The sequence below is a fragment of the Pseudomonas sp. A125 genome (assembly GCF_055409485.1).
This window is the reverse complement of the sequence record NZ_JBUZVP010000007.1, coordinates 34,035-60,838: the sequence shown is the minus strand read 5'-3', so window position 1 is coordinate 60,838 and position 26,804 is coordinate 34,035. Positions and strand designations below refer to the sequence as shown.

Below are 26,804 nucleotides of genomic sequence, written 5' to 3'. Positions count from 1 at the left end.
GCCAGCTCCCACAGGGGTTCGGTGGTGCTTGGCAGATAGCATTTCACTCATCCACCTGCTTCGCCGCCGGCAAGGTGAACCCCGACACCGACCGCCGCAACTGACTGGCCATTTTTGCCAGGTTGCCGATGCTCTCGGCCGTGGCCGTGGAGCCCGACGACGTCTGGCTGGTGATCTGCTGGATCACGTTCATCGTCAGCGAGATCTGCCCTGCCGAAGACGTCTGCTGCTGCGCCGCATTGGAAATACTCTGGATCAACGCCGCCAGGGTTTTCGACACGCCTTCGATCTCTTCCAGCGCCACCCCGGCGTCCTGGGCCAGCCGCGCACCGCGCACCACTTCGGTGGTGGTCTGTTCCATCGAAATCACGGCTTCGTTGGTGTCCGTCTGGATCGCCCGCACCAGGGTTTCGATTTGCCGCGTTGCCGCCGAAGAACGCTCGGCCAGGCGCTGCACCTCATCGGCGACCACCGCAAAACCCCGCCCGGCATCACCGGCCATGCTGGCCTGGATCGCAGCATTGAGCGCGAGGATGTTGGTCTGCTCGGCGATGTCGTCGATCAGGCTGACGATGTCGCCGATCTCCTGGGACGATTCGCCCAGGCGCTTGATGCGCTTGGCGGTGTCCTGGATCTGTTCGCGGATGTTGTCCATGCCGTGGATGGTGTTGTGCACCACCTCGTTGCCCTTGTTGGCGATCTCTACCGAGCGCTCGGCCACGGCTGAAGATTCGGCGGCGTTGGCCGACACCTGGTCGATGGACTGGGCCATCTGGTTGATCGCGGTGGAGGCTTCGGCAATCTGCTGCGCTTGATGCTCGGAGGCTTGGGCCAGGTGCATGGCGGTGGCCTGGGTGTCTTGCACCGCGCCGGCCACCTGGCCGGCGGTGAGGTTGATGGTCGCCACCAGGTCGCGCAGTTGGTCCACGGAATAGTTGATGGAGTCGGCGATGGTGCCGGTGAAGTCTTCGGTCACCGACGCGGTGACGGTCAGGTCGCCGTCGGCCAGGTCTTCAATCTCGTCCAGCAGGCGCATGATCGCATTCTGGTTGCGCTCGTTCTTCTCGGCGGTTTCGCGCAACTGGCGGTTGGTCTCGCGGACCATCACCAGGCCGATCAGGATGATCGAGGCCAGCGCCAGCAAACCCAGCACGTAACCGCCGATGGTGTCGAAGGTGCGCCCGTCTGCCAGGTTTTCAAAGCCGGTGGCCAGGTGTGAGGCTTCGTCCAGCAGGGTTTGCGACAGGTTGAAAATATTGCTCGCCGAGGCGCGTACCTGGAACAGTTGCGGCGAGGTTTCGAGGATTTCGTCCACGGAGCCGGAGACGAACTCGAACAGCTCGGAAATTTCCGCCAACCGGGCCCGGGCATCGTGGTCTTCAACCTGGGTAATGCGCAGCCCGGCATTGCCGTTAAGCATGCCATTGAGTACCTGGCCGAAACGGTTGGCATCGCGGCCAAACGCGTCGGCAGCCTGCACGGCGGTCTCGTCGCCCGCCAGCACGGTGTTCACCGCACCCAGGATGCGTTCGGCCAGCAACGATTGCCGCTGGGCCAACGCCACCTGGCTGGCCGGGGCGCCGCGTTGCAGGAGGATGTCGACGACCTTTTCCGACTCCATCTGCAACTGTGGAACGGTTTCCGCCAGGGTCGCGGCCACCTGATGCAGCGACAGCACGGTTTGCTCACTGGCCAGAATCGCATCGGCGTTTTTCAGCAGCGCTTCCCAGTCGGTCTGCACAGCGCGCATTTCTGCGCGCACGGCGATGGGCGCGGCAGGCAGGCCGGTGGCCGGGTCGCCTTTTTTCAGGTAACCCCAGCGCTGGGCAAAATCGTTGCGCGCATCCCCCAGCAGCTTGAACGCAGCGGCTTTGCCGGCGGCGGCTTCGGTGGCGTTCTTGGCGATGCGCTGGGACAGCACCCGCAGCTCCCCGGCGTGGCCGATGTACTGCTTGTCGTAGGTGGACTGGGTATTGAGGTACGCGAAATTGGCGAACAGCAGCATGATGAACACGATCAGCGCGATAAACAGCACGATGATCTGGGAGCGGCTGCGGGAAGCTTCCTGGGGTTTGGCGGGGGTGACGGTACTCATGCGGCAACATCCATGAAGCCTGGAGCCTGGGCCAGGGCGAAGGGGCTGAAGACCTGCCACAGCTGGTCGCCGTCAAACTCGCCCTGGATAAACGCCGCGCTGCTCGCGTTGCGCATCGACAATGCGTCTTGTGCAAAATGCTGCATGCCCACTACCTCGTCCACCAACAGGCCGACAAACACGTCCTGATATTCCACCACCAGCACCCGCCGTTGTTTGCGCGCCACCGACAGGTCCAGGCCGAGGAACCCGCCCAAATCCATCACCGGCAGCAAGCGCCCGCGCAGGTTGGCCACGCCCCTGACCCACGGCTTGACCCCGGGCATCAAGGTGCAGCGCGGTTCGTGCAGCACCTCTGCGACTTCGCCCATGGGCGCCACGTACCAGTGCCCGCCCAGGCGGAACCCAATCCCGCTCCAGCTGTGCAGGCGGGTCTCCTGGGACGGCAGGTCGGCGGCCAGCAAGCGGCAGCGGCGGTCGATGTCCAGCAGCAGCTCGAAGGCGGTTTGCGACTCGGTCATGGGAACGTGCCGTCAGCCGGCCAGCACCTTGTTCAGGGTGGCGATCAGGGTTTCTTCGTCCACCGGCTTGGTGAGGTAGTCCTTGGCGCCCTGGCGCTCGCCCCAGATCTTGTCGGTTTCCTGATCCTTGGTGGTGATGATGATCACCGGGATGTGCCCGGTTTCAGGGTCTTTGGTCAGCTGCCGGGTAGCCTGGAAGCCATTGAGGCCCGGCATCACGATGTCCATCAGTACCGCGTCGGGTTTTTCCTGGCGGGCCAACGCGACGCCATCGCCGCCATTCTGGGCCTTGAGGACTTCGTGACCATGCTTTTCGAGCATCTCGGTCAGTTTGTACATTTCAGTCGGCGAATCGTCGACGATCAAAACACGTGCCATGGTTTTCCCCACTTTTCTAGTAGACGCAAGCCCTCGTGGGGCCCCGTCAGTGTGCTTGTTCTACTGCGGCGAAGCCCGGCACATAGGCCTTGATCGCACTCAGCAGTTCTTCCTTGCTGAAAGGCTTGGTCAAAAATTGATCAGAACCAACGATGCGCCCCTTGGCCTTGTCGAACAGCCCATCCTTGGAGGACAGCATGATCACCGGGATCGACTTGAACGCCGGGTTGTTCTTCACCAGCGCGCAGGTCTGATAACCATCCAGGCGCGGCATCATGATGTCGACAAAGATAATGTGCGGGTGATGGTCAACAATCCTGGCCAGGGCATCGAAACCGTCGATGGCCGTGATGACGTCGCACCCTACGTTCTTCAACAGTGTTTCGGCCGTGCGGCGAATCGTTTTCGAATCGTCGATCACCATCACTTTCAAGGCGTTGGAATGCTGTTCCATATCTGCTCTACCATCGCCACAGCGAATAGGTTTTCGGTGTGTACTGCCTGATGTTGCACCGCATGCGCGCCAGAAGCCTCGGGATTCAAGGGCTGATGCGCCATGGCAGCCTTTTTAGCACAGTCTCAGAACGCAATCTATCGGCCGACCCGCGCGGTGGTTTTTCCTTGACCCACAACAGCCGCAGCGCCACTCTGACGCCACTTTTATGCGCCCTTATTTGCTAGAGGAAATCCCCCATGAGCGTTCGCGTCGGCATTGTCATGGACCCTATCGCCAGCATTTCCTATAAAAAGGATAGCTCGCTGGCCATGCTGCTGGCCGCCCAGGCCCGCGGCTGGAGCCTGTTCTATATGGAGCAGCCGGACCTTTACCAGGGCGACGGTGAAGCGCGGGCGCGCATGCGCCCCCTGCAGGTGTTTGCCAACCCCGAGAAGTGGTTCGAACTGCAAGACGAAATCGACAGCCCCCTGAGCGACCTCGACGTGATCCTGATGCGCAAGGATCCGCCGTTCGACATGGAGTTCGTCTACTCCACCTACCTGCTGGAGCAGGCCGAACGCGCGGGCGTGTTGATCGTCAACAAGCCGCAGAGCCTGCGCGACTGCAATGAAAAGCTGTTTGCCACCTTGTTCCCGCAGTGCACGCCGCCGACCGTGGTCAGCCGCCGCGCCGATGTGCTGCGTGAATTTGCCGCCAAGCACGGCGATGTGATCCTCAAGCCGCTGGACGGCATGGGCGGCACCTCGATCTTCCGTCACCGCGCCGGCGACCCGAACCTGTCGGTGATCCTGGAAACCCTGACCGCGCTGGGCACCCAGCAGATCATGGGCCAGGCCTATATCCCGGCGATCAAGGACGGCGACAAGCGCATCCTGATGATCGACGGCGAGCCGGTGCCTTACTGCCTGGCGCGCATTCCGGCTGCCGGCGAGACCCGCGGAAACCTGGCGGCCGGTGGCCGGGGTGAAGCCCGCCCACTGACCGACAAGGATCGCTGGATTGCAGCCCAAGTCGGCCCAACCCTGCGCGAAAAAGGCCTGCTGTTCGTAGGACTGGACGTAATTGGCGAAAATCTCACCGAAATCAACGTCACCAGTCCGACGTGTATTCGCGAGATCGACAACGCATTTGGCACGAACATCGGCGAAATGCTGATGGCCGCGATTGCCTCCAAGCTACAAGCCAAGTGACATAGAACAGCCGGACACAAACCAACATTGCGTTATCATGCGCCACCTGTGAAACGCGCGATGTTGGTTTTCTTGTCATGACGCTCCCGCCCGATCTGCCCCCCGAACTCTCCCACAGCGGCGTGCGCCCGGCTGATCGGCTCGGATTTACCCTGTTTCTGGCGGCGTTGATTCACCTGGCGTTGATCCTCGGCCTGGGCTTCACCTTTGCCGAGCCCAAGCAAATCACCAAGACCCTGGAAATCACCCTCGCCACCTTCAAGAGCGAAAAGAAGCCCGAAAAGGCTGATTTTCTGGCCCAGGACAATCAGCAAGGCAGCGGTACCCTCGACAAGAAGGCCGTGCCCAAGACCACTGAAGTGGCGCCATTCCAGGACAACAAGGTCAACAAGGTCACGCCACCGCCGGCGCCCAAGCCCGAGGTGAAACAGGCTGCACCCAAGGCCGCCGTCACCACGATTGCACCCAAGCCGCAAAAAGCCCCGACCCAGCGCGAAAAGACCAAGACCGAACTCGCACCCACCCCGCCGGCCCCGACGTTTGACAGCTCGCAACTTTCCAGTGAAATCTCCAGCCTGGAAGCCGAACTGGCCCACGAACAACAGCTGTACGCCAAGCGCCCACGCATCTACCGCCTCAACGCCGCCTCCACCATGCGCGACAAAGGCGCCTGGTATAAGGACGAATGGCGCAAGAAGGTCGAGCGCATCGGCAACCTGAACTACCCGGACGAAGCCCGCCGCCAGCAGATCTACGGTAATTTGCGACTGCTGGTGTCGATCAACCGCGATGGCACTTTGTACGAAGTGCAGGTGCTGGAGTCCTCCGGCCAACCGCTGCTGGACCAGGCGGCGCAGCGCATCGTGCGTCTGGCGGCGCCTTTCGCGCCGTTTACCGGCGACTTGAACGACATCGACCGCCTGGAAATCATTCGCACCTGGCGCTTTGCCAAGGGTGATCGGCTGTCGAGCAATTGAGCACTTCGCCGATTTCCTGCGCATCCCCGGCTTGTCAGTTCGCCCCTCCAACGCCACACTAGCGGACATGAAAAATGTCAGCCCGACCTACCTCAAGCACCAATTCCTGATCGCCATGCCCCATATGGCCGACCCGAACTTTGCGCAGACCTTGACCTACATCGTCGAGCACACCGCCAATGGTGCGATGGGGTTGGTGGTCAACCGCCCGCAAGACCTGAACCTGGCCGATATCCTCGAGCAATTGCGCCCGGACATCGACCCGCCAGCCAGCTGCCAGCACGTACCGATCTACATCGGCGGGCCGGTACAGACTGACCGGGGTTTTGTGCTGCACCCCACCGGGCCGAAATTCCAGGCGACCGTGGACCTTGAAGGCTTGTCCCTGTCCACGTCCCAGGACGTGCTGTTCGCCATCGCCGACGGTGTCGGGCCTGATCAAAGCGTGATCACCCTGGGCTACGCCGGTTGGGAAGCCGGGCAACTGGAGGCCGAGCTTGCGAGCAATGCCTGGCTGACCTGCCCGTTTGATGCCGACATCCTGTTCAACACCCCCAGCGAACTGCGCCTGGAAGCGGCGGCCGCCAAACTGCGGGTCAACCTCAGCCTGTTGACCAGCCAGGCGGGGCACGCCTGATGGCCTTGCGTCTGATCCTCGGCTTTGACTACGGCACCAAACAGATCGGCGTTGCTGTCGGCCAGGTCATCACCGGCCAGGCCCGCGAGCTGTGCACCTTGAAGGCCCAGAACGGCGTGCCGGACTGGAACCAGGTCGAAGCCCTGATCAAGGAGTGGAAGCCCGACGCGGTAGTGGTCGGCCTGCCCTTGAACATGGACGGTACCCCAAGCGAGATGTGCCTGCGGGCCGAAAAATTCGCCCGCCGCCTGAATGGCCGCTACAACCTGCCCTTCTATACCCACGACGAACGCCTGACCACGTTCGAGGCCAAGGGCGAGCGCCGTGACCGTGGCGGGCAGAAAGGCAGTTACCGCGACAACCCGGTGGATGCCATCGCTGCCGCCTTGCTGTTGCAGGGCTGGCTGGATGAAAACACCGCTTTATTTGAATCCTGACTGACGCGGCTTGCCGCGTCTTCTTACGTTTGAGCCCGGTCCTTGCAGACAACCCCCGCCGCGCAAGGCCTTGAAGGAGCCACCATGAGCCTGCCCAATCCCGCCGACCTGATCAGCCAGATGGCGATCCGCCTCAAGGCGCACCTGGAACACCGCGCCATCGGCGAACCGCGCTTTATCGGCATTCGCACCGGTGGCGTATGGGTAGCCCAGGCGCTGCTGGAAGAACTGGGCAGCGACTCGCCCCTGGGTACCCTGGACGTATCCTTCTACCGCGACGACTTCAGCCAGAACGGCCTGCACCCCCAAGTGCGCCCCTCGGCCCTGCCCTTCGAGATCGAAGGCCAGCACCTGGTGCTGATCGATGACGTACTGATGAGCGGCCGCACCATCCGCGCCGCGCTGAACGAACTGTTCGACTACGGTCGCCCGGCCAGCGTGACCCTGGTCTGCCTGCTGGACCTGGACGCCGGCGAATTGCCGATCAGCCCGGACGTAGTCGGCGCCACACTGTCCCTTGAAGCCCACCAGCGGGTAAAATTGTCCGGTCCCACGCCGCTCGAACTCGAACTGCAAGACCTTGCCCTTTAAACCGCCTTGTAAAGAGTCCCCGCGATGACGCCTCTAGATGCCAAGCGCCCGCTGCAGCTCAATGCTCAGGGCCAGCTGCAACACTTCCTGTCCCTCGACGGCTTGCCCCGCGAACTGCTCACTGAAATCCTCGACACGGCCGACTCGTTCCTCGAAGTCGGCGGCCGGGCGGTGAAAAAAGTCCCGCTGTTGCGCGGCAAGACCATCTGCAACGTGTTCTTCGAGAACTCGACCCGCACCCGCACCACCTTTGAGCTGGCGGCCCAACGGCTGTCGGCTGACGTGATCACGCTGAACGTGTCCACCTCGTCGGCGAGCAAGGGCGAAACCCTGCTCGACACCCTGCGCAACCTGGAAGCCATGGCCGCCGACATGTTTGTGGTGCGCCACGGCGATTCCGGCGCCGCACACTTCATCGCCGAGCACGTGTGCCCGAACGTCGCAATCATCAACGGCGGCGACGGCCGCCACGCCCACCCGACGCAGGGCATGCTCGACATGCTGACCATCCGCCGGCACAAGGGCAGCTTTGAAAACCTCTCGGTGGCCATCGTCGGCGACATCCTGCACTCGCGGGTCGCGCGCTCGAACATGCTGGCCCTCAAAGCCCTGGGCTGCCCGGACATCCGCGTGATCGCGCCCAAGACCCTGCTGCCGATCGGCATCGAGCAATACGGCGTGAAGGTCTACACCGACATGACCGAAGGCCTGAAGGATGTGGACGTGGTGATCATGCTGCGCCTGCAACGCGAGCGCATGGCCGGTGGCCTGCTGCCGAGCGAAGGCGAGTTCTACCGCTTGTTCGGCTTGACGACTGCGCGCCTCGCCGGTGCCAAGCCGGATGCCATCGTGATGCACCCGGGGCCGATCAACCGTGGTGTGGAGATTGAGTCGGCGGTGGCCGACGGCCCGCAGTCGGTGATTCTCAACCAGGTTACGTACGGCATCGCCGTGCGCATGGCGGTGTTGTCCATGGCCATGAGCGGGCAAACCGCACAACGTCAATTCGAGCAGGAGAACGCCCAGTGAAGTTCAGCATTCTCGGCGCCCGAGTCATCGATCCGGCCAGCGGCCTGGACCAAGTCACCGATCTGCACCTGGAAGCCGGCAAGATCATTGCCATGGGTGCCGCCCCAAGCGGTTTCAGCGCCAGCGAAACCATCGACGCCAAAGGCCTGATCGCCGCGCCCGGGCTGGTGGACCTGAACGTCGCCCTGCGCGAGCCGGGTTACAGCCGCAAAGGCAGCATCGCCAGCGAAACCCGCGCCGCTGCTGCGGGTGGCGTGACCAGCCTGTGCTGCCCGCCCCACACCAAGCCGGTGCTGGACACCTCGGCCGTGACCGAGCTGATCCTCGACCGCGCCCGCGAAGCCGGTAACTGCAAAGTGTTTCCCATCGGCGCCCTGAGCAAAGGCCTGGAAGGCGAACAGTTGGCGGAGCTGATCGCCCTGCGCGACGCGGGTTGCGTGGCCTTTGGCAACGGTCTGGAGAGCTTTCGCAGCACCCGCACCCTGTGCCGCGCGCTGGAATATGCCGCCACCTTCGACCTGACTGTGATTTTCCACTCCCAGGACCGTGACCTGGCCGAAGGCGGCCTGGCCCACGAAGGCGCCACCGCGAGCTTCCTCGGCCTGCCGGGCATCCCGGAAACCGCCGAGACCGTGGCCCTGGCCCGTGACCTGCTGTTGGTGGAGCAAAGCGGCGTACGCGCGCACTTCAGCCAGCTGACCAGCGCGCGCGGCGTGGCCCTGATCGCACAGGCGCAGGCGCGCGGGTTGCCGGTGACGGCGGATGTGGCGCTGTACCAACTGATTTTGACGGACGAGGCGCTGATCGACTTCTCCAGCCTGTATCACGTGCAGCCGCCGCTGCGTACGCGTGCTGACCGTGACGGTTTGCGGGCGGCGGTGAAGTCCGGGGTGGTTTCGGCGATTTCCAGCCATCACCAGCCCCACGAGCGGGATGCCAAGCTCGCGCCGTTCGGCGCCACAGAGCCTGGCATCAGCAGCGTCGAGTTGTTGCTGCCGCTGGCGATGACGTTGGTGGAAGATGGTTTGCTGGACCTGCCGACGCTGCTGGCGCGCCTCAGTTCGGGCCCTGCCGAGGCGCTACGTCTGCCGGCGGGCAAGCTGGCGGTGGGTTCGGCAGCAGACCTGGTGCTGTTTGATCCGGCCAGCTCCACGATTGCCGGGGAACACTGGCTGTCCAAGGGCGAGAACTGCCCGTTCATCGGCCATAGCTTGCCGGCGACTGTGCGGTACACGCTGGTGGATGGGCGGATCAGCTACCAGGCTTAAATCCGATCCAATGTGGGCACAGTCAGTGTGGGAGCTGGCTTGCCTGCGATGCGGGCACCTCGGTGCATCTGATGCACCGAGGCGATGCTATCGCGGGCAAGCCCGGCTCCCACATTTGACCGCGCCTACATTGGGTTAGAGTGCTTAACGACCGCCGTTACGCTCGGCATTGCGGATCGAAATCTGCGTATTCAGCGTCCAGAAGTCATACAGCACGCCGATCAGGAACAACCCGCCGGTCAGCAGGTAAATGATCCCGCTGATCCATTTGCCCTGATACATGCGGTGCAACCCGAACACGCCCAGGAACGCCAACAAAATCCAGGCCACGTTGTATTCAATCGGCCCGGCGATAAATCGCAGGTCCGCTTCCCGGTCCATCGCCGGAATCAGGAACAAGTCGATCAGCCAGCCAATCCCGAATAAACCGAAGGTGAAAAACCAGATCGTCCCGGTCACCGGCTTGCCGTAATAAAAGCGGTGAGCACCGGTAAAACCGAAAATCCAGAGCAGGTAACCGATCACCTTGCTGTGGGTGTCTTGTTGCGAAACATCCTGTCGATAGGTGTTCATGCAGTACCTCTTTTGCCTCGATAGATAAATATTTCTGGTTTCTTTGTGACTTTTTTACGGGCGCCCGACATGCGGCAAATGGTATCTTCGCTTCCCTCAAAGCCTTATACCGCCTGACTTGTGTAGGACAATCGCGGCAATTCGTCACGGTTTTCCTGAATTTGACCCCAGGGTTCAGTCGACAAACGGCCTGAGAAAGACACAAAAAGCTGTTATAAAGTTGCGCGCAAACCAAAAAGAGCCTTGCCTGATGCGACCATTTTTCAAGACATGGCTAACCATTTGCCTATTAATGCCACTGGCCGCCCACGCCACCAATCGTGAGCAACGACTTCCCAGCGTTAACGGTTTCACCCCTAAAGTCCACACCACCACCAGCTCCGTTAAATCGGTAAAGCTGACCGTGCAGCGCCCGACTCAACTGAGCAAGGCCCACGGCAAAACAGCTCCAGGGCTGATGGCGGTCAACACCAAGCAAAGCAGCAATGTCCTCAGCCGCGCCGTCAACGTGCTCGGTACTCCTTATCGTTGGGGCGGCAGCAGCCCAAGTAAAGGGTTCGACTGCAGTGGCTTGGTGAAATATGCGTTTAATGATGTAAAAGCCGTGGATTTGCCGCGCACCTCCAACGCCATGGCCGCAGGCCACGGGCAAAAGGTCGAGCGCAAGGATTTGAAACCGGGCGACCTGCTGTTCTTCAAACTTAAGAGCCGCCAGGTGAACCACGTTGCCATCTACCTGGGCAACGACCGTTTCATCCATGCACCGCGTCGTGGCAAGTCCGTGAGCATCGATACGCTGAAGAAGCCGTTCTGGGACAAGAACTACGTGATTGCCAAGCGTGTCCTGCCTAAAGAACAGAACAACCTGCGGATTGTGCAGCGCTGATATCACGCTGATGTGGGAGCTGGCTTGCTGTGGTGAGCGGGCTTGTGTGGGAGCTGGCTTGCCTGCGATAGCATCACCGCGGTGTGACTGATACACCGGGGTGCCTGCATCGCGGGCAAGCCCAGCTCCCACATAAGCCAGTCCTGCATTCGTTTTTCATCGCCCACGCGACCTCAAATATCCCCAGGCACCCTCGCCTTCTCCCGGGCATGCTCCCGGCTGATCAGGCCTTGGCTGACCAGCGCCTTCAAGCTCATGTCCAGCGTCGTCATCCCCAATGCTCCGCCGGTCTGGATCGCCGAGTACATCTGCGCCACCTTGTCCTCGCGGATCAGGTTACGAATCGCCGGCGTGCCAAGCATGATTTCGTGAGCCGCCACTCGCCCGCCTCCGCTCTTCTTCACCAGCACCTGGGACACCACCGCCTGCAATGACTCCGAGAGCATCGAGCGGACCATGGCCTTTTCCCCGGCCGGAAACACATCCACCATCCGGTCCACAGCTTTAGCCGCCGAGGTGGTGTGCAGCGTACCGAATACCAGGTGCCCGGTTTCTGCCGCCGTCAGCGCGAGCCGGATGGTTTCCAGATCCCGCAATTCACCCACCAGTATCACGTCCGGGTCTTCGCGCAATGCCGAACGCAGGGCCGTTGAAAAACTATGGGTGTCGCGATGCACCTGACGCTGGTTGATCAGGGCATTTTTAGGCTGATGGATAAACTCGATCGGGTCTTCAAGGGTGAGGATGTGCTGGCGTCGATGGGTGTTGAGGTAGTCGATCATCGCCGCCAGGGTCGTGGACTTGCCCGAACCAGTCGGCCCGGTGACCAACACCAGCCCGCGGGGCAAATCCGCGAAGCGCCGGAACACCTCGCCCAACCCCAGGTTTTCCAGGCTCTGCACTGTCGATGGGATGGTACGAAACACCGCGCCTATGCCCCGGTGCTGCTGGAACACGTTCACCCGAAACCGCGCCACCTCGGGCAACTCGAAGGCAAAATCCGTTTCAAGAGATGTTTCGAAATCCTTTTGCTGGTAACTGTTCAGCAAAGGGCTGAGTAACTCCGCGACCTGGGTCGGGGCCAGCACCGGCCAATCGAGCGGCCAGACGTCGCCATCCACTCGCAACATCGGCACCCACCCGGCCGACAGGTGCAGGTCCGAGGCGCCCAGGCGCACGCCGGCAGCCAGCAGTTCAGTGATATCCATAGGGCTTTCCATTTCCAGTAGAATGCCGCGGACTCCATATCCACGGGTGCAACTTGAATGTCGACCATAGCAGACAACATCAGCCTGGTTTCCGAGCGGATCCGTGCGGCGGCCGAGGCCTCGCAGCGCGACGCAGCCGGCGTGCACCTGCTGGCCGTGAGCAAGACCAAGCCCGCGCACGCCGTGCGCGAAGCCTATGCCGCCGGGATGCATGACTTTGGCGAGAACTATCTGCAGGAAGCGCTGGGTAAACAGGCTGAATTAGCCGACCTGCCCTTGAGTTGGCACTTCATCGGCCCCATTCAATCGAACAAGACTCGTGCGATCGCCGAGCACTTCGCCTGGGTGCATTCCGTGGACCGCCTGAAAATCGCACAACGCCTGTCCGAGCAACGCCCGGCCGACCTGCCGCCGCTGAATATCTGCATCCAGGTCAACGTCAGTGGCGAGGCCAGCAAGTCCGGCTGTACACCCGCCGACCTGCCTGCGCTGGCCGAAGCTATCAGCGCCCTGCCGCGCCTGACGCTGCGCGGCTTGATGGCCATTCCCGAGCCTACCGACGACCGTGCAGCGCAGGACGCAGCCTTCGCCACCGTGCGCGACCTGCAAGCGAGCCTGAGCCTTGCGCTCGACACACTTTCCATGGGCATGAGCCACGACCTTGAGTCGGCCATCGCCCAAGGGGCCACCTGGGTGCGGATCGGTACCGCCCTGTTTGGTGCCCGCGACTACGGCCAACCTTGAAATGGCTGACTTCCATCTGAGTAAGGACCTGTCATGAGCAACACGCGTATTGCCTTTATCGGCGCCGGCAACATGGCGGCCAGCCTGATCGGCGGCCTGCGGGCCAAGGGCCTGGAAGCACAACGGATTCGCGCCAGCGACCCGGGCGCCGACACCCGCGCACGCGTCAGCGCAGAGCACGGTATCGAAACCTTCGCCGACAACGCACACGCGATTGAAGGCGTTGACGTGGTGGTGCTGGCGGTCAAGCCCCAGGCCATGAAAGCCGTGTGCGAAAGCCTGCGCCCAAGCCTCAAGCCCCACCAACTGGTGGTGTCCATCGCCGCCGGCATTACCTGCGCCAGCATGAACACCTGGCTCGGCGCACAGCCCATCGTGCGCTGCATGCCCAACACCCCGGCGCTGCTGCGCAAGGGCGTGAGCGGCTTGTACGCCACCGGCGAAGTGACTGCCGCCCAGCGCGACCAGGCACAAGAGTTGTTGTCCGCGGTGGGCATTGCCCTGTGGCTGGAACAAGAGCAGCAACTGGACGCCGTCACCGCCGTGTCCGGCAGCGGCCCGGCCTACTTCTTCCTGTTGATCGAATCCATGACCGCCGCCGGCGTGAAACTGGGCTTGCCACACGAAGTCGCTGAACAACTGGCCGAGCAAACCGCGCTGGGCGCCGCGCAGATGGCCGTGGCCAGTGATGTCGACGCTGCCGAATTGCGCCGTCGCGTGACCTCGCCGGGCGGCACCACCCAAGCCGCCATCGAATCATTCCAGGCCGGGGGCTTTGAAGCCCTGGTGGAAAAAGCACTGGGTGCCGCAGCACATCGTTCGGCCGAAATGGCCGAGCAGCTGGGCAAATAGTCGTCCCCACATAGGAATCAAACATGCTCGGAATCAATGACGCTGCCATTTTTATCATCCAGACCCTGGGCAGCCTGTACCTGCTGATCGTGCTGATGCGTTTTATCCTGCAACTGGTGCGGGCGAACTTCTACAACCCGCTGTGCCAATTCGTGGTGAAGGCCACGCAACCGCTGCTCAAGCCACTGCGCCGGGTGATCCCGAGCATGTTCGGCCTGGACATGTCGTCGCTGGTGTTGGCGCTGCTGCTGCAGATCCTGCTGTTCGCGGTCATCCTGCTGCTCAACGGCTACCAGGCCACCACGTTGCTGTTGCTGCCGTGGGCATTGATCGGAATTTTCTCGCTGTTCTTGAAGATCATTTTCTGGTCGATGATCATCAGTGTGATCCTGTCCTGGGTCGCTCCGGGCAGCCGCAGCCCTGGCGCAGAACTGGTGGCGCAGATCACTGAGCCGGTGCTGGCGCCGTTCCGTCGCCTGATCCCGAACCTGGGTGGCCTGGATATCTCGCCAATCTTCGCGTTTATCGCCATTCAGTTGCTGCAAAGCTGGGTGATTCCGCGCTTGGCGTTCTATGCATTCATGCCCAAAGAACTGTTCGGCCTGATCTGATAGTTGGAGGGCAAGGGAGCTTGCTCCCTTGCCCCAAAAACCTCTAAAAACACCAGCCGCCGGCCTTTGCTTGCCGCTGGGTGCAGCGGTCTTTAGACTTACGCCTCATTTAAACGAGAGCAGGGTCGATGCCAGCTGCCTTCCCCCCCGATTCTGTTGGACTGGTCGTACCCCAAGTGGCGCACTTTTGCGAACCGCTGGCCCTGGCCTGCGGCCGTTCGCTGCCCGCCTACGACCTGATCTATGAAACCTACGGCCAACTGAACGCCTCCGGCAGCAATGCCGTGCTGATCTGCCACGCCCTGTCCGGTCATCACCACGCTGCGGGGTTCCACAGCATGGACGAGCGCAAGCCCGGCTGGTGGGACAGCTGCATCGGCCCCGGCAAGCCCATCGACACCAACAAATTCTTCGTGGTCAGCCTGAACAACCTCGGCGGCTGCAACGGCTCCACCGGCCCCAGCAGCCTCAACCCGGAAACCGGCAAGCCATTTGGCGCCGACTTCCCGGTGCTGACCGTGGAAGACTGGGTACACAGCCAGGCGCGCCTGGCCGATGTACTGGGCATCGCCCAATGGGCCGCGGTGATCGGCGGCAGCCTGGGCGGCATGCAGGCCCTGCAATGGACCATCACCTACCCGGACCGCGTGCGCCATTGCCTGGCTATCGCCTCGGCTCCCAAGTTGTCAGCGCAGAACATCGCCTTCAACGAAGTGGCGCGCCAGGCGATCCTCACCGACCCGGAGTTCCACGGCGGTTCGTTCCAGGAAGCGGGCGTGATCCCCAAGCGCGGGCTGATGCTGGCGCGCATGGTCGGGCACATCACCTACCTGTCGGATGACTCCATGGGCGAGAAATTCGGCCGTGGCCTCAAGAGCGAGAAGCTCAACTACGACTTCCACAGCGTCGAGTTCCAGGTCGAGAGCTACCTGCGTTACCAGGGCGAGGAGTTTTCCGGGCGTTTCGACGCCAACACCTACCTGCTGATGACCAAGGCCCTGGACTACTTCGACCCGGCGGCGAACTTCGACGACGACCTGGCGCGCACCTTCGAGGCGGCCACGGCCAAGTTCTGCGTGATGTCGTTCACCACCGACTGGCGCTTCTCCCCGGCCCGCTCGCGGGAACTGGTGGACGCACTGATGGCCGCCAAGAAAGACGTCTGCTACCTGGAGATCGACGCACCGCAGGGCCACGACGCCTTCCTGATCCCGATCCCGCGTTACTTGCAAGCCTTTAGCAACTACATGAACCGCATAACTCTGTGAGAACGCCATGAGAGCCGACCTGGAAATCATCCAAGACTGGATCCCCGCCGGCAGCCGCGTGCTCGACCTCGGTTGCGGTGATGGCGAACTGCTGAGTTGGCTGCGCGACAACAAGCAAGTCACCGGCTATGGCCTGGAAAACGACCCGGACAACATCGCTCAGTGCGTGGCCAAGGGCATCAACGTGATCGAGCAGGACCTGGACAAGGGCCTGGGCAACTTTGCCAGCAACAGCTTCGACATCGTGGTCATGACCCAGGCGCTGCAAGCCGTGCACTACCCCGACCGGATCCTCGACGAAATGTTGCGCGTGGGCCGCCAGTGCATCATCACCTTCCCCAATTTCGGGCACTGGCGCTGCCGCTGGTACCTGGCCACCAAGGGCCGCATGCCAGTGTCGGACTTCCTGCCGTACACCTGGTACAACACGCCCAACATCCACTTCTGCACCTTCGAGGACTTCGAAGCGCTGTGTGGCGAGCGTGACGCCAAAGTCATCAACCGCCTTGCCGTCGATCAACAGCATCGTCACGGCTGGGCGAGTAAGCTATGGCCCAACCTGCTGGGTGAGATCGGGATCTACCGCGTCAGCAGCCCGGGCCTTGCGGACCACCAGGTTGCCGTCTAACCATTTTCAAGGAGGACGATCATGAGTCGTTTGGCTGTTTTGCTACTCACCGCGTGCCTGAGCGTCAGCGCCATGGCAGCGGATGCTATCGATGGTAATCGCCAGAAAGAATTCGGCGATATCACGGTGCACTACAACACCCTGACCACCAGCTTCCTGACACCGGAAATGGCCCAGGAAGCCGGGATCGTACGCAGCAAAGACCAGGGCATGATCAACGTGTTCGTAAATAAGGGCGTCGAACCGATAGACGCGACCGTTACCGGCACGATCAAAGACCTGGGCGGCAAAAGCGAGATGCTGACGTTCAAGAAAATCACCCAGAAAGGTTCCACGCTTTACGTCGCCCAGTACGCCGTGCCGCAGCAGGAAACCAAGGTTTTCACCATCAACGTTGAAACCGGCGGCAAAGCCCACGGTTTCAGCTTCAACCAGGAACTGTTTCCGGCCGAATGATGAACCTCACACAACTCGTGCTGGCCAGCCATAACGCCGGCAAGCTCAAAGAACTCCAGGCCATGCTGGGTGACTCGGTGCAGCTGCGCTCGATCGGCGAGTTCAGCCAGGTAGAGCCGGAAGAGACCGGCCTGTCGTTTGTCGAGAACGCCATCCTCAAGGCTCGCAACGCCGCGCGCATTTCCGGCCTGCCAGCGCTGGCGGACGATTCCGGGCTGGCCGTGGACTTCCTGGGCGGCGCGCCTGGCATCTATTCGGCACGTTATGCCGACGGCAAAGGTGATGCAGCCAACAACGCCAAGCTGCTGGACGCCCTCAAGGACGTGCCGGACGCGATGCGCGGGGCGCAGTTCGTCTGCGTGCTGGCGCTGGTGCGGCATGCCGATGATCCATTGCCGATCCTCTGCGAAGGCCTGTGGCACGGCCGCATCCTGCATGCAGCCAGCGGCGAACACGGTTTTGGCTACGACCCGCTGTTCTGGGTGCCGGAGCGTAATGTCTCCAGCGCCGAACTGAGCCCGGCCGACAAGAACCAGATCAGCCACCGCGCCCGCGCAATGGATTTGCTGCGCCTGCGCCTGGGTTTGAAATGACCCAGAACACCTGCGCGCAGCCACTGATTTTCGGTGGCGCGCAAACACCTCGGGCGGCGCTGCCTCAACTGCCGCCCCTGGCGCTGTACATCCACATCCCGTGGTGCGTGCGCAAATGCCCTTATTGCGACTTCAACTCCCACACCGCCAGCAAAGTGCTGCCGGAAGAAGAGTATGTCGACGCGTTGCTGGCCGACCTCGACCAGGACCTGCATGCGGTGTATGGCCGTGAGCTGAGTTCGATCTTTTTCGGTGGCGGCACGCCGAGCCTGTTCAGCGCCGCTGCGCTGGGCCGATTGCTCAAGGGTGTGGAAGCGCGCATCCCGTTCGCCAGCGACATCGAAATTACCCTGGAAGCCAATCCCGGGACGTTCGAGCAAGAGAAGTTCGTGGCGTATCGCAAACTGGGGATCAACCGGCTGTCGATTGGCATCCAGAGCTTCCAGCAGGAAAAACTCGAAGCCCTGGGCCGCATCCACAACGGTGACGAAGCCGTACGTGCCGCCGGCATGGCGCGCCTGGCCGGGTTCGACAACTTCAACCTGGACCTGATGCACGGTTTGCCCGATCAGTCCCTGGACGATGCCCTGAGCGACCTGCGCCAAGCCATTGCCCTCAAGCCCACGCACCTGTCCTGGTACCAACTGACCCTGGAACCCAACACTGTGTTCTGGAACCAGCCACCGGTGCTGCCGGAAGACGACACCCTGTGGGACATCCAGGAAGCTGGCCAGGCGCTGCTGGCCGAACACGGTTACGCCCAATACGAAGTCTCGGCCTACGCCCAACCGGGTCGGCCGGCGCGGCATAACCTGAACTACTGGAGCTTTGGCGACTTCATCGGCATCGGCGCCGGGGCCCACGGCAAGTTCAGCCACCCGGACGGGCGCATCGTGCGCACCTGGAAAACCCGAGCGCCAAAGGACTACCTCAACCCGGCGAAAAACTACCTGGCCGGGTCCAAAGAACTGACCAACGAAGAACTGCCGTTCGAGTTCCTGATGAACGCCCTGCGCCTCACCGACGGTGTGGAAGCCAGGCTGTACGCCGAGCGCACTGGCCTTGAGCTGGCGAGCCTCGATGAAGCCCGCACGGAGGCAGAACAAAGTGGCTTAATGCAGGTCGAACCGTCACGCCTGGCGGCCACCGACCGCGGGCAACTCTTTCTCAATGACCTGCTGCAGAAGTTTTTGAGCTGACTGCTCTTAAGGAAATCGAATGGATTTGGTACTCGATCTACTCGCCACCGTGTCCCGCTGGAGCCGTAGCAACCTGTCGGAAATCTCCCTGGCGCTGGTAGGCTGCTTGCTGGTGCTGTTTGGCGCCGACATCAAGGGCTGGGTCGAAGCACGGCTGGGCAGCATCGCGGGTGCGCTGCGCGTGCCGCTGATGGCACTGGTGTGCATGATCGGCAGCGGTGCTGCGCTGATCTACGCCACGCCGTGGATTGTTCGAGGGTTGAGCCAGTTCAACAACTACAGCCTGGCACCGGTGCTGTTGGTGGTGCTGGTGTTGATCGGGGTGGTGGCGGATCGCCGCTGACGCCACACAAGACAAAACACAATGTGGGGGCTGGCTTTTTTGGGGGCGGCTGGCTTTTTGTGGGGAGCTGGCTTTTGTGGTGAGTGGGCTTTTGTGGTGAGCGGGCTTGCCCCGCGCTGGGCTGCGCAGCAGCCCTAATAGAACCACCACTTTATTCCAGAAAGAATGCGGTGCTTGGTGTTGGGGCTGCTTCGCAGCCCAGCGCGGGGCAAGCCCGCTCACCACAAAAGCCCGCTCACCACAAAGGCCAGCTCACCACACAAGCAGCTCCCACATTTTTGACTGTGCTCCAAGCCTGGGCTTGTCAGTCGACCTTCTCGAACTTCAAATCCCAAACCCCATGCCCCAACCGCTCGCCGCGACGTTCGAACTTGGTGATCGGCCGCTCGGCCGGGCGCGGGACACATTTGCCGTCTTCGGCCAGGTTGCGGTAGCCAGGGGCTACGTCCATCACTTCCAGCATGTATTCGGCATACGGTTCCCAGTCGGTGGCCATGTGCAGGATGCCGCCCACTTTCAGCTTGCTGCGCACCAGTTCCGCGAAGGACGCCTGGACGATGCGGCGCTTGTGGTGGCGACTCTTGTGCCATGGGTCCGGGAAGAACAGCATCAGGCGGTCGAGGCTGTTGTCGGCGATGCAGCGGTTGAGCACTTCGATCGCGTCGCAGTCATAGACCCGCAGGTTGGTCAGGCCCTGGGTCAGCACGCCGTTAAGCAGCGCCCCAACACCCGGACGGTGCACCTCAACCCCGATAAAATCCTGTTCCGGCGAAGCCGCCGCCATTTCCAGCAGGGAATGGCCCATGCCGAAGCCGATTTCCAGCGAGCGTGGCGCCGAACGACCGAACACCTGGTCGTAATCCACCGGAGCGTCCACCAGCGGCAGCACGAACAGCGGCGTGCCCTGCTCCAGGCCTTTTTGCTGGCCTTCGGTCATGCGACCGGCGCGCATCACAAAACTCTTGATGCGGCGGTGCTTGGACTCGTCGCCTTCTTCCACGGTGTTCGGCGTTTCGTTTGATTCAGTCATCAATGGCTCTTACTTGATCAGACCATCCAGCGGCGAGGAGGCGCTGGCGTAAAGTTTTTTCGGCATGCGCCCGGCGAGGTACGCCAGGCGGCCCGCGACGATCGCGTGGTTCATGGCTTCAGCCATCATGATCGGCTGCTGCGCATGGGCGATGGCCGAGTTCATCAGCACCGCATCACACCCCAGTTCCATGGCGATGGTGGCGTCGGAGGCAGTGCCCACGCCCGCATCCACCAGCACGGGGATCTTGGCTTCTTCGAGGATGATCTGCAGGTTGTACGGGTTGCAGATGCCCAGGCCGGAACCGATCAGGCCGGCCAGCGGCATCACCGCGATGCAGCCGATTTCAGCCAGTTGGCGGGCGATGATCGGGTCGTCGCTGGTGTAGACCATCACGTCGAAGCCTTCCTTGACCAGGGTTTCGGCGGCCTTGAGGGTTTCGATCACGTTGGGGAACAGGGTTTTCTGGTCGGCCAGTACTTCCAGCTTCACCAGGTTGTGGCCGTCGAGCAGCTCACGGGCCAGGCGGCAGGTGCGCACGGCTTCGATGGCGTCGTAGCAACCGGCAGTGTTCGGCAAGAAGGTGTAGCGATCCGGCGACAGCACTTGGAGCAGGTTCGGCTCCCCCTCGATCTGGCCCAGGTTGGTGCGGCGCACGGCGAACGTGACGATCTCGGCACCCGAGGCTTCGATGGCCAGGCGGGTTTCTTCCATGTCGCGGTACTTGCCGGTGCCGACCAGCAGGCGCGATTGGAAGGTACGACCGGCCAGGACGAAAGGCTTGTCGCTACGAACGATGCTCATGGGAAATCCTCGAGTTGGGGTGAGGTTCTGCAGAATTCGGGGTGGCGCCCTTGGGCGCCGGGCGGCTAACCGCCGCCGATGGCGTGGACCACTTCAACCTGGTCACCTTCGGCGAGTGCGGTCTCGGCGTGCTGGCTACGCGGGACGATATCCTGGTTGAGCTCCACTGCGACGCGACGCCCGGTCAAGTCCAGACGGGTCAGCAGGGCCCCGACGGTTTCACCGTCGGGCAGTTCAAAGGGTTCGCCGTTCAACTGAATGCGCATGCCACGGGCCGCCATCGTTTTTAGGGGCCAGCATTCTAGCGTGATTGGGGCCTAAAGGTCAGCTCCAAGCGTCAAGCGGTCAGTTGCAAGCGCCAAGCAGCGAGCCCCAGGAAGAACCAGCCCAGCAGGAACGCGAGGCCGCCGAACGGAGTGATGATGCCGAGCTTGCTGATGCCGGTCATGGTCAACATATACAGGCTGCCGGAGAACAGCAGGATGCCGATGGCAAAGGACACGCCCGCCCACGTCACCAGGCGGCCTGGGATGTGCGCCGCCAGCAGTGCCACGCCGAAAAGCGCCAGGGTGTGCACCAGTTGGTAAGTCACGCCGGTGTGGAAAATCGCCACGTACTCGGCGCTCAGGCGGTTTTTCAGGCCGTGGGCGGCAAACGCGCCAAGGGCAACACCGGTAAAACCGAAAAAGGCAGCCAGCATCAGAAAGCCACGCAACATGAGGAACTCCAGTCAGACTCAGTGGGCAGGGTCTGTATAATGGCCCGCTCAACGGGTTCGGCCAAGCCATCTCTATGCTGCGTCTTCTCTTCAAGCGTTTTCTCAAAGCCCTCAAGTGGTTTGCCATCGGCAGTGTTTTGCTGGTGCTGCTGTTTCGTGTCGTGCCGCCTCCGGGCACCGCGCTGATGGTCGAGCGCAAGGTCGAATCCTGGGTCGACGGCGAGCCGATTGACGTGCAGCGCACCTGGGTGCCGTGGGATCAGATCTCCGACGAACTTAAAGTGGCGGTGATGGCGGGCGAAGACCAGCGCTTCCCGCAGCATTGGGGCTTTGATTTCGGCGCGATCCAGGCGGCGTTGCTGCATAACGAACGCGGCGGCTCGATTCGTGGCGCCAGCACCTTGAGCCAGCAGGTGTCGAAGAACCTGTTTTTATGGACCGGCCGCAGTTATTTCCGCAAGGGCCTGGAAGCCTGGTTTACCGGGCTGATCGAGATTTTCTGGCCCAAGCAGCGAATTCTTGAGGTGTACCTCAACAGTGTGGAGTGGGATGAAGGCGTGTTCGGCGCGGAAGCGGCGGCGCGGCATCACTTTGGCGTGAGTGCCAAGGCATTGACCCGCCAGCAGGCCAGCTATCTGGCGGCGGTATTGCCTAATCCCCGGGTGTGGAGTGCCAGTCATCCAACCTCGTATGTGGCGCGACGGGCTGCGTGGATCCGGCAGCAGATGAGTCAGTTGGGGGGCGACAGCTATTTGAATGAGCTGAACAACTCGCGCAAAGCGCCTTGGGCTGACTAACCCACCACTACGGCCGCCGCTACTCCCCGTAGCAGCTGTCGAGCTTTAGCGAGGCTGCGTCAGGCGCAACGTGGTGTTGAAGACTGCGGCGCGGCCTACGCAGCCTCGCTAAGGCTCGACAGCTGCTACGGGGGGGGGGACGGGGGGGACGGGGTAGCGCTAATGGCCGGACCTTGCGCAAACAAAAATGCCCCGATCTCTCGATCGGGGCATTTTTTTTGTCACTTCGCAGGTGTTCAGGCGGCGATCGACAGTTTCAGCTTGTTCATCGCACTCTTCTCGAGCTGACGAATACGCTCGGCCGACACGTTGTACTTCTGCGCCAGGTCGTGCAGCGTGGCTTTTTCTTCTGCCAACCAGCGTTGGTAGAGGATGTCACGGCTGCGGTCGTCCAGCACTTCCAGCGCTTCGTGCAGGTTGTGGTTGGAGTTGTCGCTCCAGTCGGCGTCTTCCAGTTGACGCGCCGGGTCATACCGGTGGTCTTCCAGGTAGTTGGCCGGCGATTGGAAAGCACTGTCGTCGTCCGCTTCAGCAGCCGGGTCGAAAGCCATGTCATGGCCGGTCAGGCGACTTTCCATCTCGCGCACTTCACGTGGCTCAACGCCGAGGCTTTCGGCCACGCGATGCACTTCTTCGTTGTTCAGCCACGCCAGGCGTTTCTTCTGGCTGCGCAGGTTGAAGAACAGCTTGCGCTGGGCCTTGGTGGTCGCGACTTTCACGATGCGCCAGTTGCGCAGGATGAATTCGTGAATTTCCGCCTTGATCCAGTGCACGGCAAAAGACACCAGGCGCACACCCATTTCCGGGTTGAAGCGTTTTACCGCTTTCATCAGGCCGACGTTGCCTTCCTGAATCAGGTCAGCCTGGGCCAGGCCGTAGCCGGAATAGCTACGGGCGATATGTACGACAAAACGCAGGTGGGCGAGCACCATCTGCCGAGCCGCCCCCAAATCCTGCTCATAGTAGAGACTCTCGGCCAGTTCACGCTCCTGCTCGGGCGTCAGCAATGGAATGCTGTTGACCGTGTGCACATAGGCCTCCAGGTTCGCACCCGGGACCAAGGCATAGACAGGTTGCAAAGAAGTGGTCATACGAAAAAACCTCCGACTCACATAACTCGTGCAGTTCAGCACTGCGAAAATTGACCGGGAACCGTAGGACAAGTTCCCTAAACCACTGATACGGTCAATACAAACGAAACCACATTACCCAGACATTAACTACTTCGGTGCCAGCTCACGTAAATGCCGTGCGACCGCAATCCAAGCACCGATATACCCCAAGAGTACTGCCCCAAGCAACAATGACAGACCATCGGCTGCCGGCACGCCGGCCAAGGCAAAATCACTGCCGTACAAGCCGGCGAGCCCTACCACCGCGTCGTTCAGCCAATTCAGGCCAAAAGCCAGCACGCCCCAGGACAGAATCCCCGCACCGAAGCCATAAAGCGCGCCCATGTACAGAAATGGACGACGCACATAGCTGTCGGTGCCGCCAACGAGTTTAATCACTTCTATCTCGGTGCGGCGGTTTTCAATATGAAGACGAATGGTATTGCCTATCACCAAAAGTAATGCAGAGACCAGCAACACCGTCAGGCCGAACACAAACCGGTCGCCCAGTTTGAGAATCGCCGCCAGCCGCTCTACCCAGACTAGATCAAGTTGCGCCTGTTGGACCTTCGGCAGCTCTGCGAGTTTTTGTCGCAGGGCCTCCAGGGTCGTCTTGTCGACTTCATTAGGCGTGACCAGCACCACGCCCGGCAGCGGGTTTTGCGGCAGCTCCTTGAGCGCCTCCCCCAGGCCGGACTGCTGCTGGAACTCTTCCAGGGCCTGATCGCGGCTGATGTACTGAGCCTCGGCCACACCCGGAATGCTTTTGATCTCGTCGCGCAGGGACTCGCCATCCTGGGTACTGGCATCCAGGTTCAGGTACAGGGAAATCTGCGCCGCCCGCTGCCAGGAGCCGCCAAGGCGCTCGACATTATTAAGCAGCAGCGACAAACCCATCGGCAGGCTCAAGGCCACGGCCATCACCAGGCAGGTGAAGAAGCTCCCGATCGGCTGCTTGCCCAGGCGGCGCAGGCTGTCTACCAGGCTTGCGCGATGGTTTTCGATCCAGGCGTGCACCTGGGTGCCGAAATCCGGGCCGTCGTCTTCGTCGCGTTTTTTCTTCTGCGGTTGCGGATCAGCCGGTTTTGGCGCGACGCGCTCGGAAACCTTGGGGCTGCGTGTGGCACTCATACCCCAGCCTCCCCGTCACCGATCAGGCGGCCGCGTTGCAGGGTGAGCATGCGGTGGCGCATGCGGGCGATCAGCGCCAGGTCGTGGCTGGCGATCAGTACGCTGGTGCCCAGGCGGTTGATGTCTTCGAACACGCCCATGATTTCTGCCGCCAGGCGCGGGTCGAGGTTACCTGTGGGTTCGTCTGCCAGCAGCAAGGCCGGGCGGTGCACGATGGCGCGGGCGATGCCGACGCGCTGTTGCTGGCCGGTGGACAGGTCGCCCGGGTAGAGGTCGGTCTTGTCCGAGAGCGCGACGCGCTCCAGGGCCGAGTCCACACGCTTGACGATTTCGGCCTTGGACAGCCCGAGAATCTGCAATGGCAAGGCGATGTTATTGAACACCGTGCGATCGAACAGCAGTTGGTGGTTCTGGAACACTACGCCGATCTGGCGGCGCAAAAACGGGATCTGCGCATTGCTGATAGTGGCCAGGTCTTGGCCGGCCAGCAGCAATTTGCCGGTGGTCGGGCGTTCCATGGCCAGCAGCAGGCGCAACAAGGTACTTTTACCGGCGCCCGAATGGCCGGTCACAAACAAGAATTCGCCGCGACGCACCCGGAAACTCAGCTCATGCAAGCCGACATGCCCGTTGGCGTAGCGTTTACCGACCTGTTCGAAACGAATCATGAACGCTCCCGCTCGGCAAACAGTGCCTGTACAAAGGGTTCGGCTTCAAAAGTGCGCAGGTCGTCGATGCCTTCACCGACGCCGATATAACGAATCGGCAACCCGAACTGCTTGGCCAGGGCGAAGATCACACCGCCCTTGGCCGTGCCGTCGAGCTTAGTCAATGCCAGGCCGGTCAGTTGGACCGTCTGGTGGAATTGTTTGGCCTGGCTGATGGCGTTCTGGCCAGTACCAGCGTCCAGCACCAGCAACACCTCGTGGGGCGCGTCAGCGTCGAGCTTGCCGATCACCCGGCGGACTTTCTTCAGCTCTTCCATCAGGTTGTCTTTGGTGTGCAGGCGACCGGCGGTATCGGCGATCAGCACATCAATGTTGCGCGCCTTGGCGGCCTGCACCGCATCGAAGATCACCGAAGCCGAATCGGCGCCAGTGTGCTGGGCGATGACCGGGATCTTGTTGCGCTCGCCCCAGACCTGCAATTGCTCAACGGCCGCAGCACGGAAGGTGTCACCGGCAGCGAGCATGACTTTCTTGCCTTCCAGTTGCAGCTTCTTGGCCAGCTTGCCGATGGTGGTGGTCTTACCGGCGCCGTTGACGCCAACCACCAGGATCACAAACGGCTTGTTCTGCGTATTGATCACCAGCGGCGCTTCAACCGGCTTGAGCATGTTGGCCAGTTCGGCCTGCAGCGACTTGTAGAGTGCATCGGCGTCGGTCAGCTGCTTGCGCGCAACCTTCTGGGTCAGGCTCTGGATGATCACGGCGGTGGCTTCGACGCCCACGTCAGCGGTCAGCAGGCGGGTTTCGATGTCTTCGAGCAACTCGTCATCGATGGTCTTTTTGCCGAGGAACAGGCTGGCCATGCCTTCGCCAATGCTGGCGCTGGTCTTGCTCAGGCCTTGCTTGAGGCGGGCGAAGAAGCCGGTCTTGCCGGTTTCGGCGGGCGCGGCCGGTGCTTCGATGATCGCTGGTGCGGCGACTACCGCCGGAACTGGCTCGGCGACAACCGGCGCAGGCACTTCAACCACTGGCGGCGCGTCAACCACAACGGCCACCGGTTCCATGACGGCCGGAATCGGCGGCGTCACGTGCTCGGCTTGCTCGTCTTCAACCAGCGCCACGGGCTCTTCCGCCACCGGCAACACCAGCCAGGGTTTGTGCTCAGGCTCGGGAGCAGGTTCTGGTTCTGGTTCTGGCTCAACCACCGGCTGCAGCACCGGCTCGGCCATCGGCAATACCACCGGCGCGGGCGGTTCGGCAACCGGTTCGGCTTCTACTATGGATTCGGGGATCGGTTCAGCTTGAACCTGTGGCTGTTCGACGACGGTTTCCTGCGGCTTTTTGCGCAGCCATCCGAACAGGCCTTTTTTCTCGCCAGCCGCAGCTGGGGTCTTCTTGTCGTCGTTGGAACCAAACATGGAGACGGCTATCTCAAGGTAGCGACGCGCCAAGGGGCGTATCGGTAAATAAAATTCGATGCGTAACAGACTGTTTTTTAGCCAGCTCGTTCATGCGCAACATTTTGTAAGGCCTAAATAGAGCCTTAACAAGACAGCCACAGTGGCCGTCCCTAGGTCGGACCAGTATCCTAGCACCTCCTCGC

General features: G+C 61.7%; 32 protein-coding genes. 18 read left to right on the top strand and 14 right to left on the bottom strand.

The window, feature by feature from the left end:
• Positions 1 to 43: 43 nt before the first annotated feature.
• Genes ACZRN6_RS11460 through pilG form a run of 4 tightly spaced genes read right to left on the bottom strand, consistent with a single transcriptional unit; the run spans position 44 to position 3,448 of the window.
• Positions 44 to 2,095, bottom strand: a complete 2,052-nt coding sequence (locus ACZRN6_RS11460) for a methyl-accepting chemotaxis protein (protein ID WP_322148116.1) — start codon at positions 2,093 to 2,095, stop codon at positions 44 to 46.
• Complete coding sequence (locus ACZRN6_RS11455) at positions 2,092 to 2,616, bottom strand: chemotaxis protein CheW (protein WP_322148117.1); 525 nt, start codon at positions 2,614 to 2,616, stop codon at positions 2,092 to 2,094. The genes ACZRN6_RS11460 and ACZRN6_RS11455 overlap by 4 nt, the downstream gene beginning before the upstream one ends.
• A gap of 12 nt (positions 2,617 to 2,628) precedes the next feature.
• The gene (gene pilH / locus ACZRN6_RS11450; protein WP_017476512.1) at positions 2,629 to 2,994 is read right to left on the bottom strand and encodes a twitching motility response regulator PilH; all 366 of its coding nucleotides are present in this window, start codon (positions 2,992 to 2,994) and stop codon (positions 2,629 to 2,631) included.
• 46 nt (positions 2,995 to 3,040) lie between these two features.
• Positions 3,041 to 3,448, bottom strand: a complete 408-nt coding sequence (gene pilG / locus ACZRN6_RS11445; RefSeq protein ID WP_322148118.1) for a twitching motility response regulator PilG — start codon at positions 3,446 to 3,448, stop codon at positions 3,041 to 3,043.
• A 239-nt stretch (positions 3,449 to 3,687) separates the two neighbouring features.
• Here pilG and gshB point away from each other — a divergent pair, with 239 nt between their 5' ends.
• From gshB to ACZRN6_RS11410, 7 genes are all read left to right on the top strand, one after another.
• Entirely contained in the window at positions 3,688 to 4,641 is a 954-nt protein-coding gene (gene gshB / locus ACZRN6_RS11440; protein ID WP_010167673.1) for a glutathione synthase, read from the top strand.
• 77 nt (positions 4,642 to 4,718) lie between these two features.
• Positions 4,719 to 5,618: an energy transducer TonB gene (locus ACZRN6_RS11435; protein ID WP_464007977.1), complete on the top strand. Its 900-nt coding sequence runs from the start codon at positions 4,719 to 4,721 to the stop codon at positions 5,616 to 5,618.
• Between the two features lie 67 nt (positions 5,619 to 5,685).
• The gene (locus ACZRN6_RS11430; protein ID WP_464007976.1) at positions 5,686 to 6,255 is read left to right on the top strand and encodes a YqgE/AlgH family protein; all 570 of its coding nucleotides are present in this window, start codon (positions 5,686 to 5,688) and stop codon (positions 6,253 to 6,255) included.
• Positions 6,255 to 6,692, top strand: a complete 438-nt coding sequence (gene ruvX / locus ACZRN6_RS11425) for a Holliday junction resolvase RuvX (protein ID WP_003213744.1) — start codon at positions 6,255 to 6,257, stop codon at positions 6,690 to 6,692. The genes ACZRN6_RS11430 and ruvX overlap by 1 nt, the downstream gene beginning before the upstream one ends.
• An 84-nt stretch (positions 6,693 to 6,776) precedes the next feature.
• Complete coding sequence (gene pyrR, locus ACZRN6_RS11420) at positions 6,777 to 7,283, top strand: bifunctional pyr operon transcriptional regulator/uracil phosphoribosyltransferase PyrR (protein WP_322148122.1); 507 nt, start codon at positions 6,777 to 6,779, stop codon at positions 7,281 to 7,283.
• Positions 7,284 to 7,307: 24 nt separating this feature from the next.
• Positions 7,308 to 8,312, top strand: coding sequence for an aspartate carbamoyltransferase catalytic subunit (locus tag ACZRN6_RS11415; protein WP_063026518.1), 1,005 nt, complete (start codon positions 7,308 to 7,310; stop codon positions 8,310 to 8,312).
• Complete coding sequence (locus ACZRN6_RS11410) at positions 8,309 to 9,580, top strand: dihydroorotase (protein ID WP_464007975.1); 1,272 nt, start codon at positions 8,309 to 8,311, stop codon at positions 9,578 to 9,580. Before ACZRN6_RS11415 ends, ACZRN6_RS11410 begins: the two co-directional genes overlap by 4 nt.
• A 144-nt stretch (positions 9,581 to 9,724) precedes the next feature.
• Here ACZRN6_RS11410 and ACZRN6_RS11405 read toward each other — a convergent pair whose 3' ends face one another.
• On the bottom strand, positions 9,725 to 10,153 hold the full coding sequence (locus ACZRN6_RS11405; RefSeq protein WP_464007974.1) for an NINE protein: 429 nt from the start codon (positions 10,151 to 10,153) through the stop codon (positions 9,725 to 9,727).
• 250 nt (positions 10,154 to 10,403) lie between these two features.
• Between ACZRN6_RS11405 and ACZRN6_RS11400 the strand changes: the two genes are divergently transcribed.
• Positions 10,404 to 11,039 (top strand): C40 family peptidase, encoded by a 636-nt coding sequence (locus ACZRN6_RS11400; RefSeq protein ID WP_322148125.1) that lies wholly within the window; start codon positions 10,404 to 10,406, stop codon positions 11,037 to 11,039.
• Positions 11,040 to 11,212: 173 nt separating this feature from the next.
• On the opposite strand, the gene ACZRN6_RS11395 is transcribed toward ACZRN6_RS11400, so the two are convergent.
• Positions 11,213 to 12,247 (bottom strand): type IV pilus twitching motility protein PilT, encoded by a 1,035-nt coding sequence (locus ACZRN6_RS11395; protein WP_464007973.1) that lies wholly within the window; start codon positions 12,245 to 12,247, stop codon positions 11,213 to 11,215.
• Between the two features lie 57 nt (positions 12,248 to 12,304).
• Here ACZRN6_RS11395 and ACZRN6_RS11390 point away from each other — a divergent pair, with 57 nt between their 5' ends.
• The 9 genes from ACZRN6_RS11390 to ACZRN6_RS11350 all read left to right on the top strand — a co-directional run bounded on the left by ACZRN6_RS11390 (position 12,305) and on the right by ACZRN6_RS11350 (position 18,941).
• Positions 12,305 to 12,991 (top strand): YggS family pyridoxal phosphate-dependent enzyme, encoded by a 687-nt coding sequence (locus tag ACZRN6_RS11390; protein ID WP_464007972.1) that lies wholly within the window; start codon positions 12,305 to 12,307, stop codon positions 12,989 to 12,991.
• Between the two features lie 33 nt (positions 12,992 to 13,024).
• Positions 13,025 to 13,843 (top strand): pyrroline-5-carboxylate reductase, encoded by an 819-nt coding sequence (proC, locus tag ACZRN6_RS11385; protein ID WP_322148129.1) that lies wholly within the window; start codon positions 13,025 to 13,027, stop codon positions 13,841 to 13,843.
• A 23-nt stretch (positions 13,844 to 13,866) separates the two neighbouring features.
• The gene (locus ACZRN6_RS11380; RefSeq protein ID WP_088425494.1) at positions 13,867 to 14,454 is read left to right on the top strand and encodes a YggT family protein; all 588 of its coding nucleotides are present in this window, start codon (positions 13,867 to 13,869) and stop codon (positions 14,452 to 14,454) included.
• A 128-nt stretch (positions 14,455 to 14,582) separates the two neighbouring features.
• Positions 14,583 to 15,722, top strand: coding sequence for a homoserine O-succinyltransferase MetX (gene metX, locus ACZRN6_RS11375; RefSeq protein ID WP_322148130.1), 1,140 nt, complete (start codon positions 14,583 to 14,585; stop codon positions 15,720 to 15,722).
• A 7-nt stretch (positions 15,723 to 15,729) separates the two neighbouring features.
• Positions 15,730 to 16,350 (top strand): methionine biosynthesis protein MetW, encoded by a 621-nt coding sequence (gene metW / locus ACZRN6_RS11370; protein ID WP_322148131.1) that lies wholly within the window; start codon positions 15,730 to 15,732, stop codon positions 16,348 to 16,350.
• 21 nt (positions 16,351 to 16,371) lie between these two features.
• Positions 16,372 to 16,806 (top strand): DUF4426 domain-containing protein, encoded by a 435-nt coding sequence (locus tag ACZRN6_RS11365; protein ID WP_322148132.1) that lies wholly within the window; start codon positions 16,372 to 16,374, stop codon positions 16,804 to 16,806.
• A complete protein-coding gene (gene rdgB / locus ACZRN6_RS11360; protein ID WP_088425497.1) occupies positions 16,803 to 17,399 on the top strand; it encodes an RdgB/HAM1 family non-canonical purine NTP pyrophosphatase in 597 nt (198 codons plus the stop codon). Before ACZRN6_RS11365 ends, rdgB begins: the two co-directional genes overlap by 4 nt.
• Complete coding sequence (hemW, locus tag ACZRN6_RS11355) at positions 17,396 to 18,598, top strand: radical SAM family heme chaperone HemW (RefSeq protein WP_322148134.1); 1,203 nt, start codon at positions 17,396 to 17,398, stop codon at positions 18,596 to 18,598. Before rdgB ends, hemW begins: the two co-directional genes overlap by 4 nt.
• Positions 18,599 to 18,617: 19 nt before the next feature.
• A complete protein-coding gene (locus ACZRN6_RS11350; RefSeq protein ID WP_003213776.1) occupies positions 18,618 to 18,941 on the top strand; it encodes a DUF3392 domain-containing protein in 324 nt (107 codons plus the stop codon).
• 304 nt (positions 18,942 to 19,245) lie between these two features.
• Here the strand turns inward: ACZRN6_RS11350 and trmB are convergent, their stop codons facing one another.
• From trmB to ACZRN6_RS11330, 4 genes are all read right to left on the bottom strand, one after another.
• Entirely contained in the window at positions 19,246 to 19,971 is a 726-nt protein-coding gene (trmB, locus tag ACZRN6_RS11345) for a tRNA (guanosine(46)-N7)-methyltransferase TrmB (protein ID WP_322148135.1), read from the bottom strand.
• A 9-nt stretch (positions 19,972 to 19,980) separates the two neighbouring features.
• Positions 19,981 to 20,775, bottom strand: coding sequence for a thiazole synthase (locus ACZRN6_RS11340; protein WP_322148136.1), 795 nt, complete (start codon positions 20,773 to 20,775; stop codon positions 19,981 to 19,983).
• 65 nt (positions 20,776 to 20,840) lie between these two features.
• Positions 20,841 to 21,041 carry a sulfur carrier protein ThiS gene (thiS, locus tag ACZRN6_RS11335; protein WP_322148137.1) on the bottom strand — a complete coding sequence of 67 codons (201 nt, stop codon included), beginning with the start codon at positions 21,039 to 21,041 and terminating at the stop codon, positions 20,841 to 20,843.
• 71 nt (positions 21,042 to 21,112) lie between these two features.
• Complete coding sequence (locus tag ACZRN6_RS11330) at positions 21,113 to 21,493, bottom strand: DUF423 domain-containing protein (RefSeq protein ID WP_464007971.1); 381 nt, start codon at positions 21,491 to 21,493, stop codon at positions 21,113 to 21,115.
• 74 nt (positions 21,494 to 21,567) lie between these two features.
• On the opposite strand from ACZRN6_RS11330, the gene mtgA reads away from it, so the two are divergent.
• A complete protein-coding gene (gene mtgA, locus ACZRN6_RS11325; RefSeq protein ID WP_464007970.1) occupies positions 21,568 to 22,290 on the top strand; it encodes a monofunctional biosynthetic peptidoglycan transglycosylase in 723 nt (240 codons plus the stop codon).
• 236 nt (positions 22,291 to 22,526) lie between these two features.
• Here mtgA and rpoH read toward each other — a convergent pair whose 3' ends face one another.
• The 4 genes from rpoH to ftsY all read right to left on the bottom strand — a co-directional run bounded on the left by rpoH (position 22,527) and on the right by ftsY (position 26,619).
• Positions 22,527 to 23,381, bottom strand: coding sequence for an RNA polymerase sigma factor RpoH (rpoH, locus tag ACZRN6_RS11320; RefSeq protein ID WP_017845020.1), 855 nt, complete (start codon positions 23,379 to 23,381; stop codon positions 22,527 to 22,529).
• A gap of 129 nt (positions 23,382 to 23,510) precedes the next feature.
• Positions 23,511 to 24,533, bottom strand: a complete 1,023-nt coding sequence (gene ftsX / locus ACZRN6_RS11315) for a permease-like cell division protein FtsX (protein WP_322148140.1) — start codon at positions 24,531 to 24,533, stop codon at positions 23,511 to 23,513.
• Entirely contained in the window at positions 24,530 to 25,201 is a 672-nt protein-coding gene (gene ftsE / locus ACZRN6_RS11310) for a cell division ATP-binding protein FtsE (protein ID WP_003213784.1), read from the bottom strand. Before ftsE ends, ftsX begins: the two co-directional genes overlap by 4 nt.
• A complete protein-coding gene (gene ftsY, locus ACZRN6_RS11305) occupies positions 25,198 to 26,619 on the bottom strand; it encodes a signal recognition particle-docking protein FtsY (RefSeq protein ID WP_464007969.1) in 1,422 nt (473 codons plus the stop codon). Before ftsY ends, ftsE begins: the two co-directional genes overlap by 4 nt.
• Positions 26,620 to 26,804 lie beyond the last annotated feature (185 nt).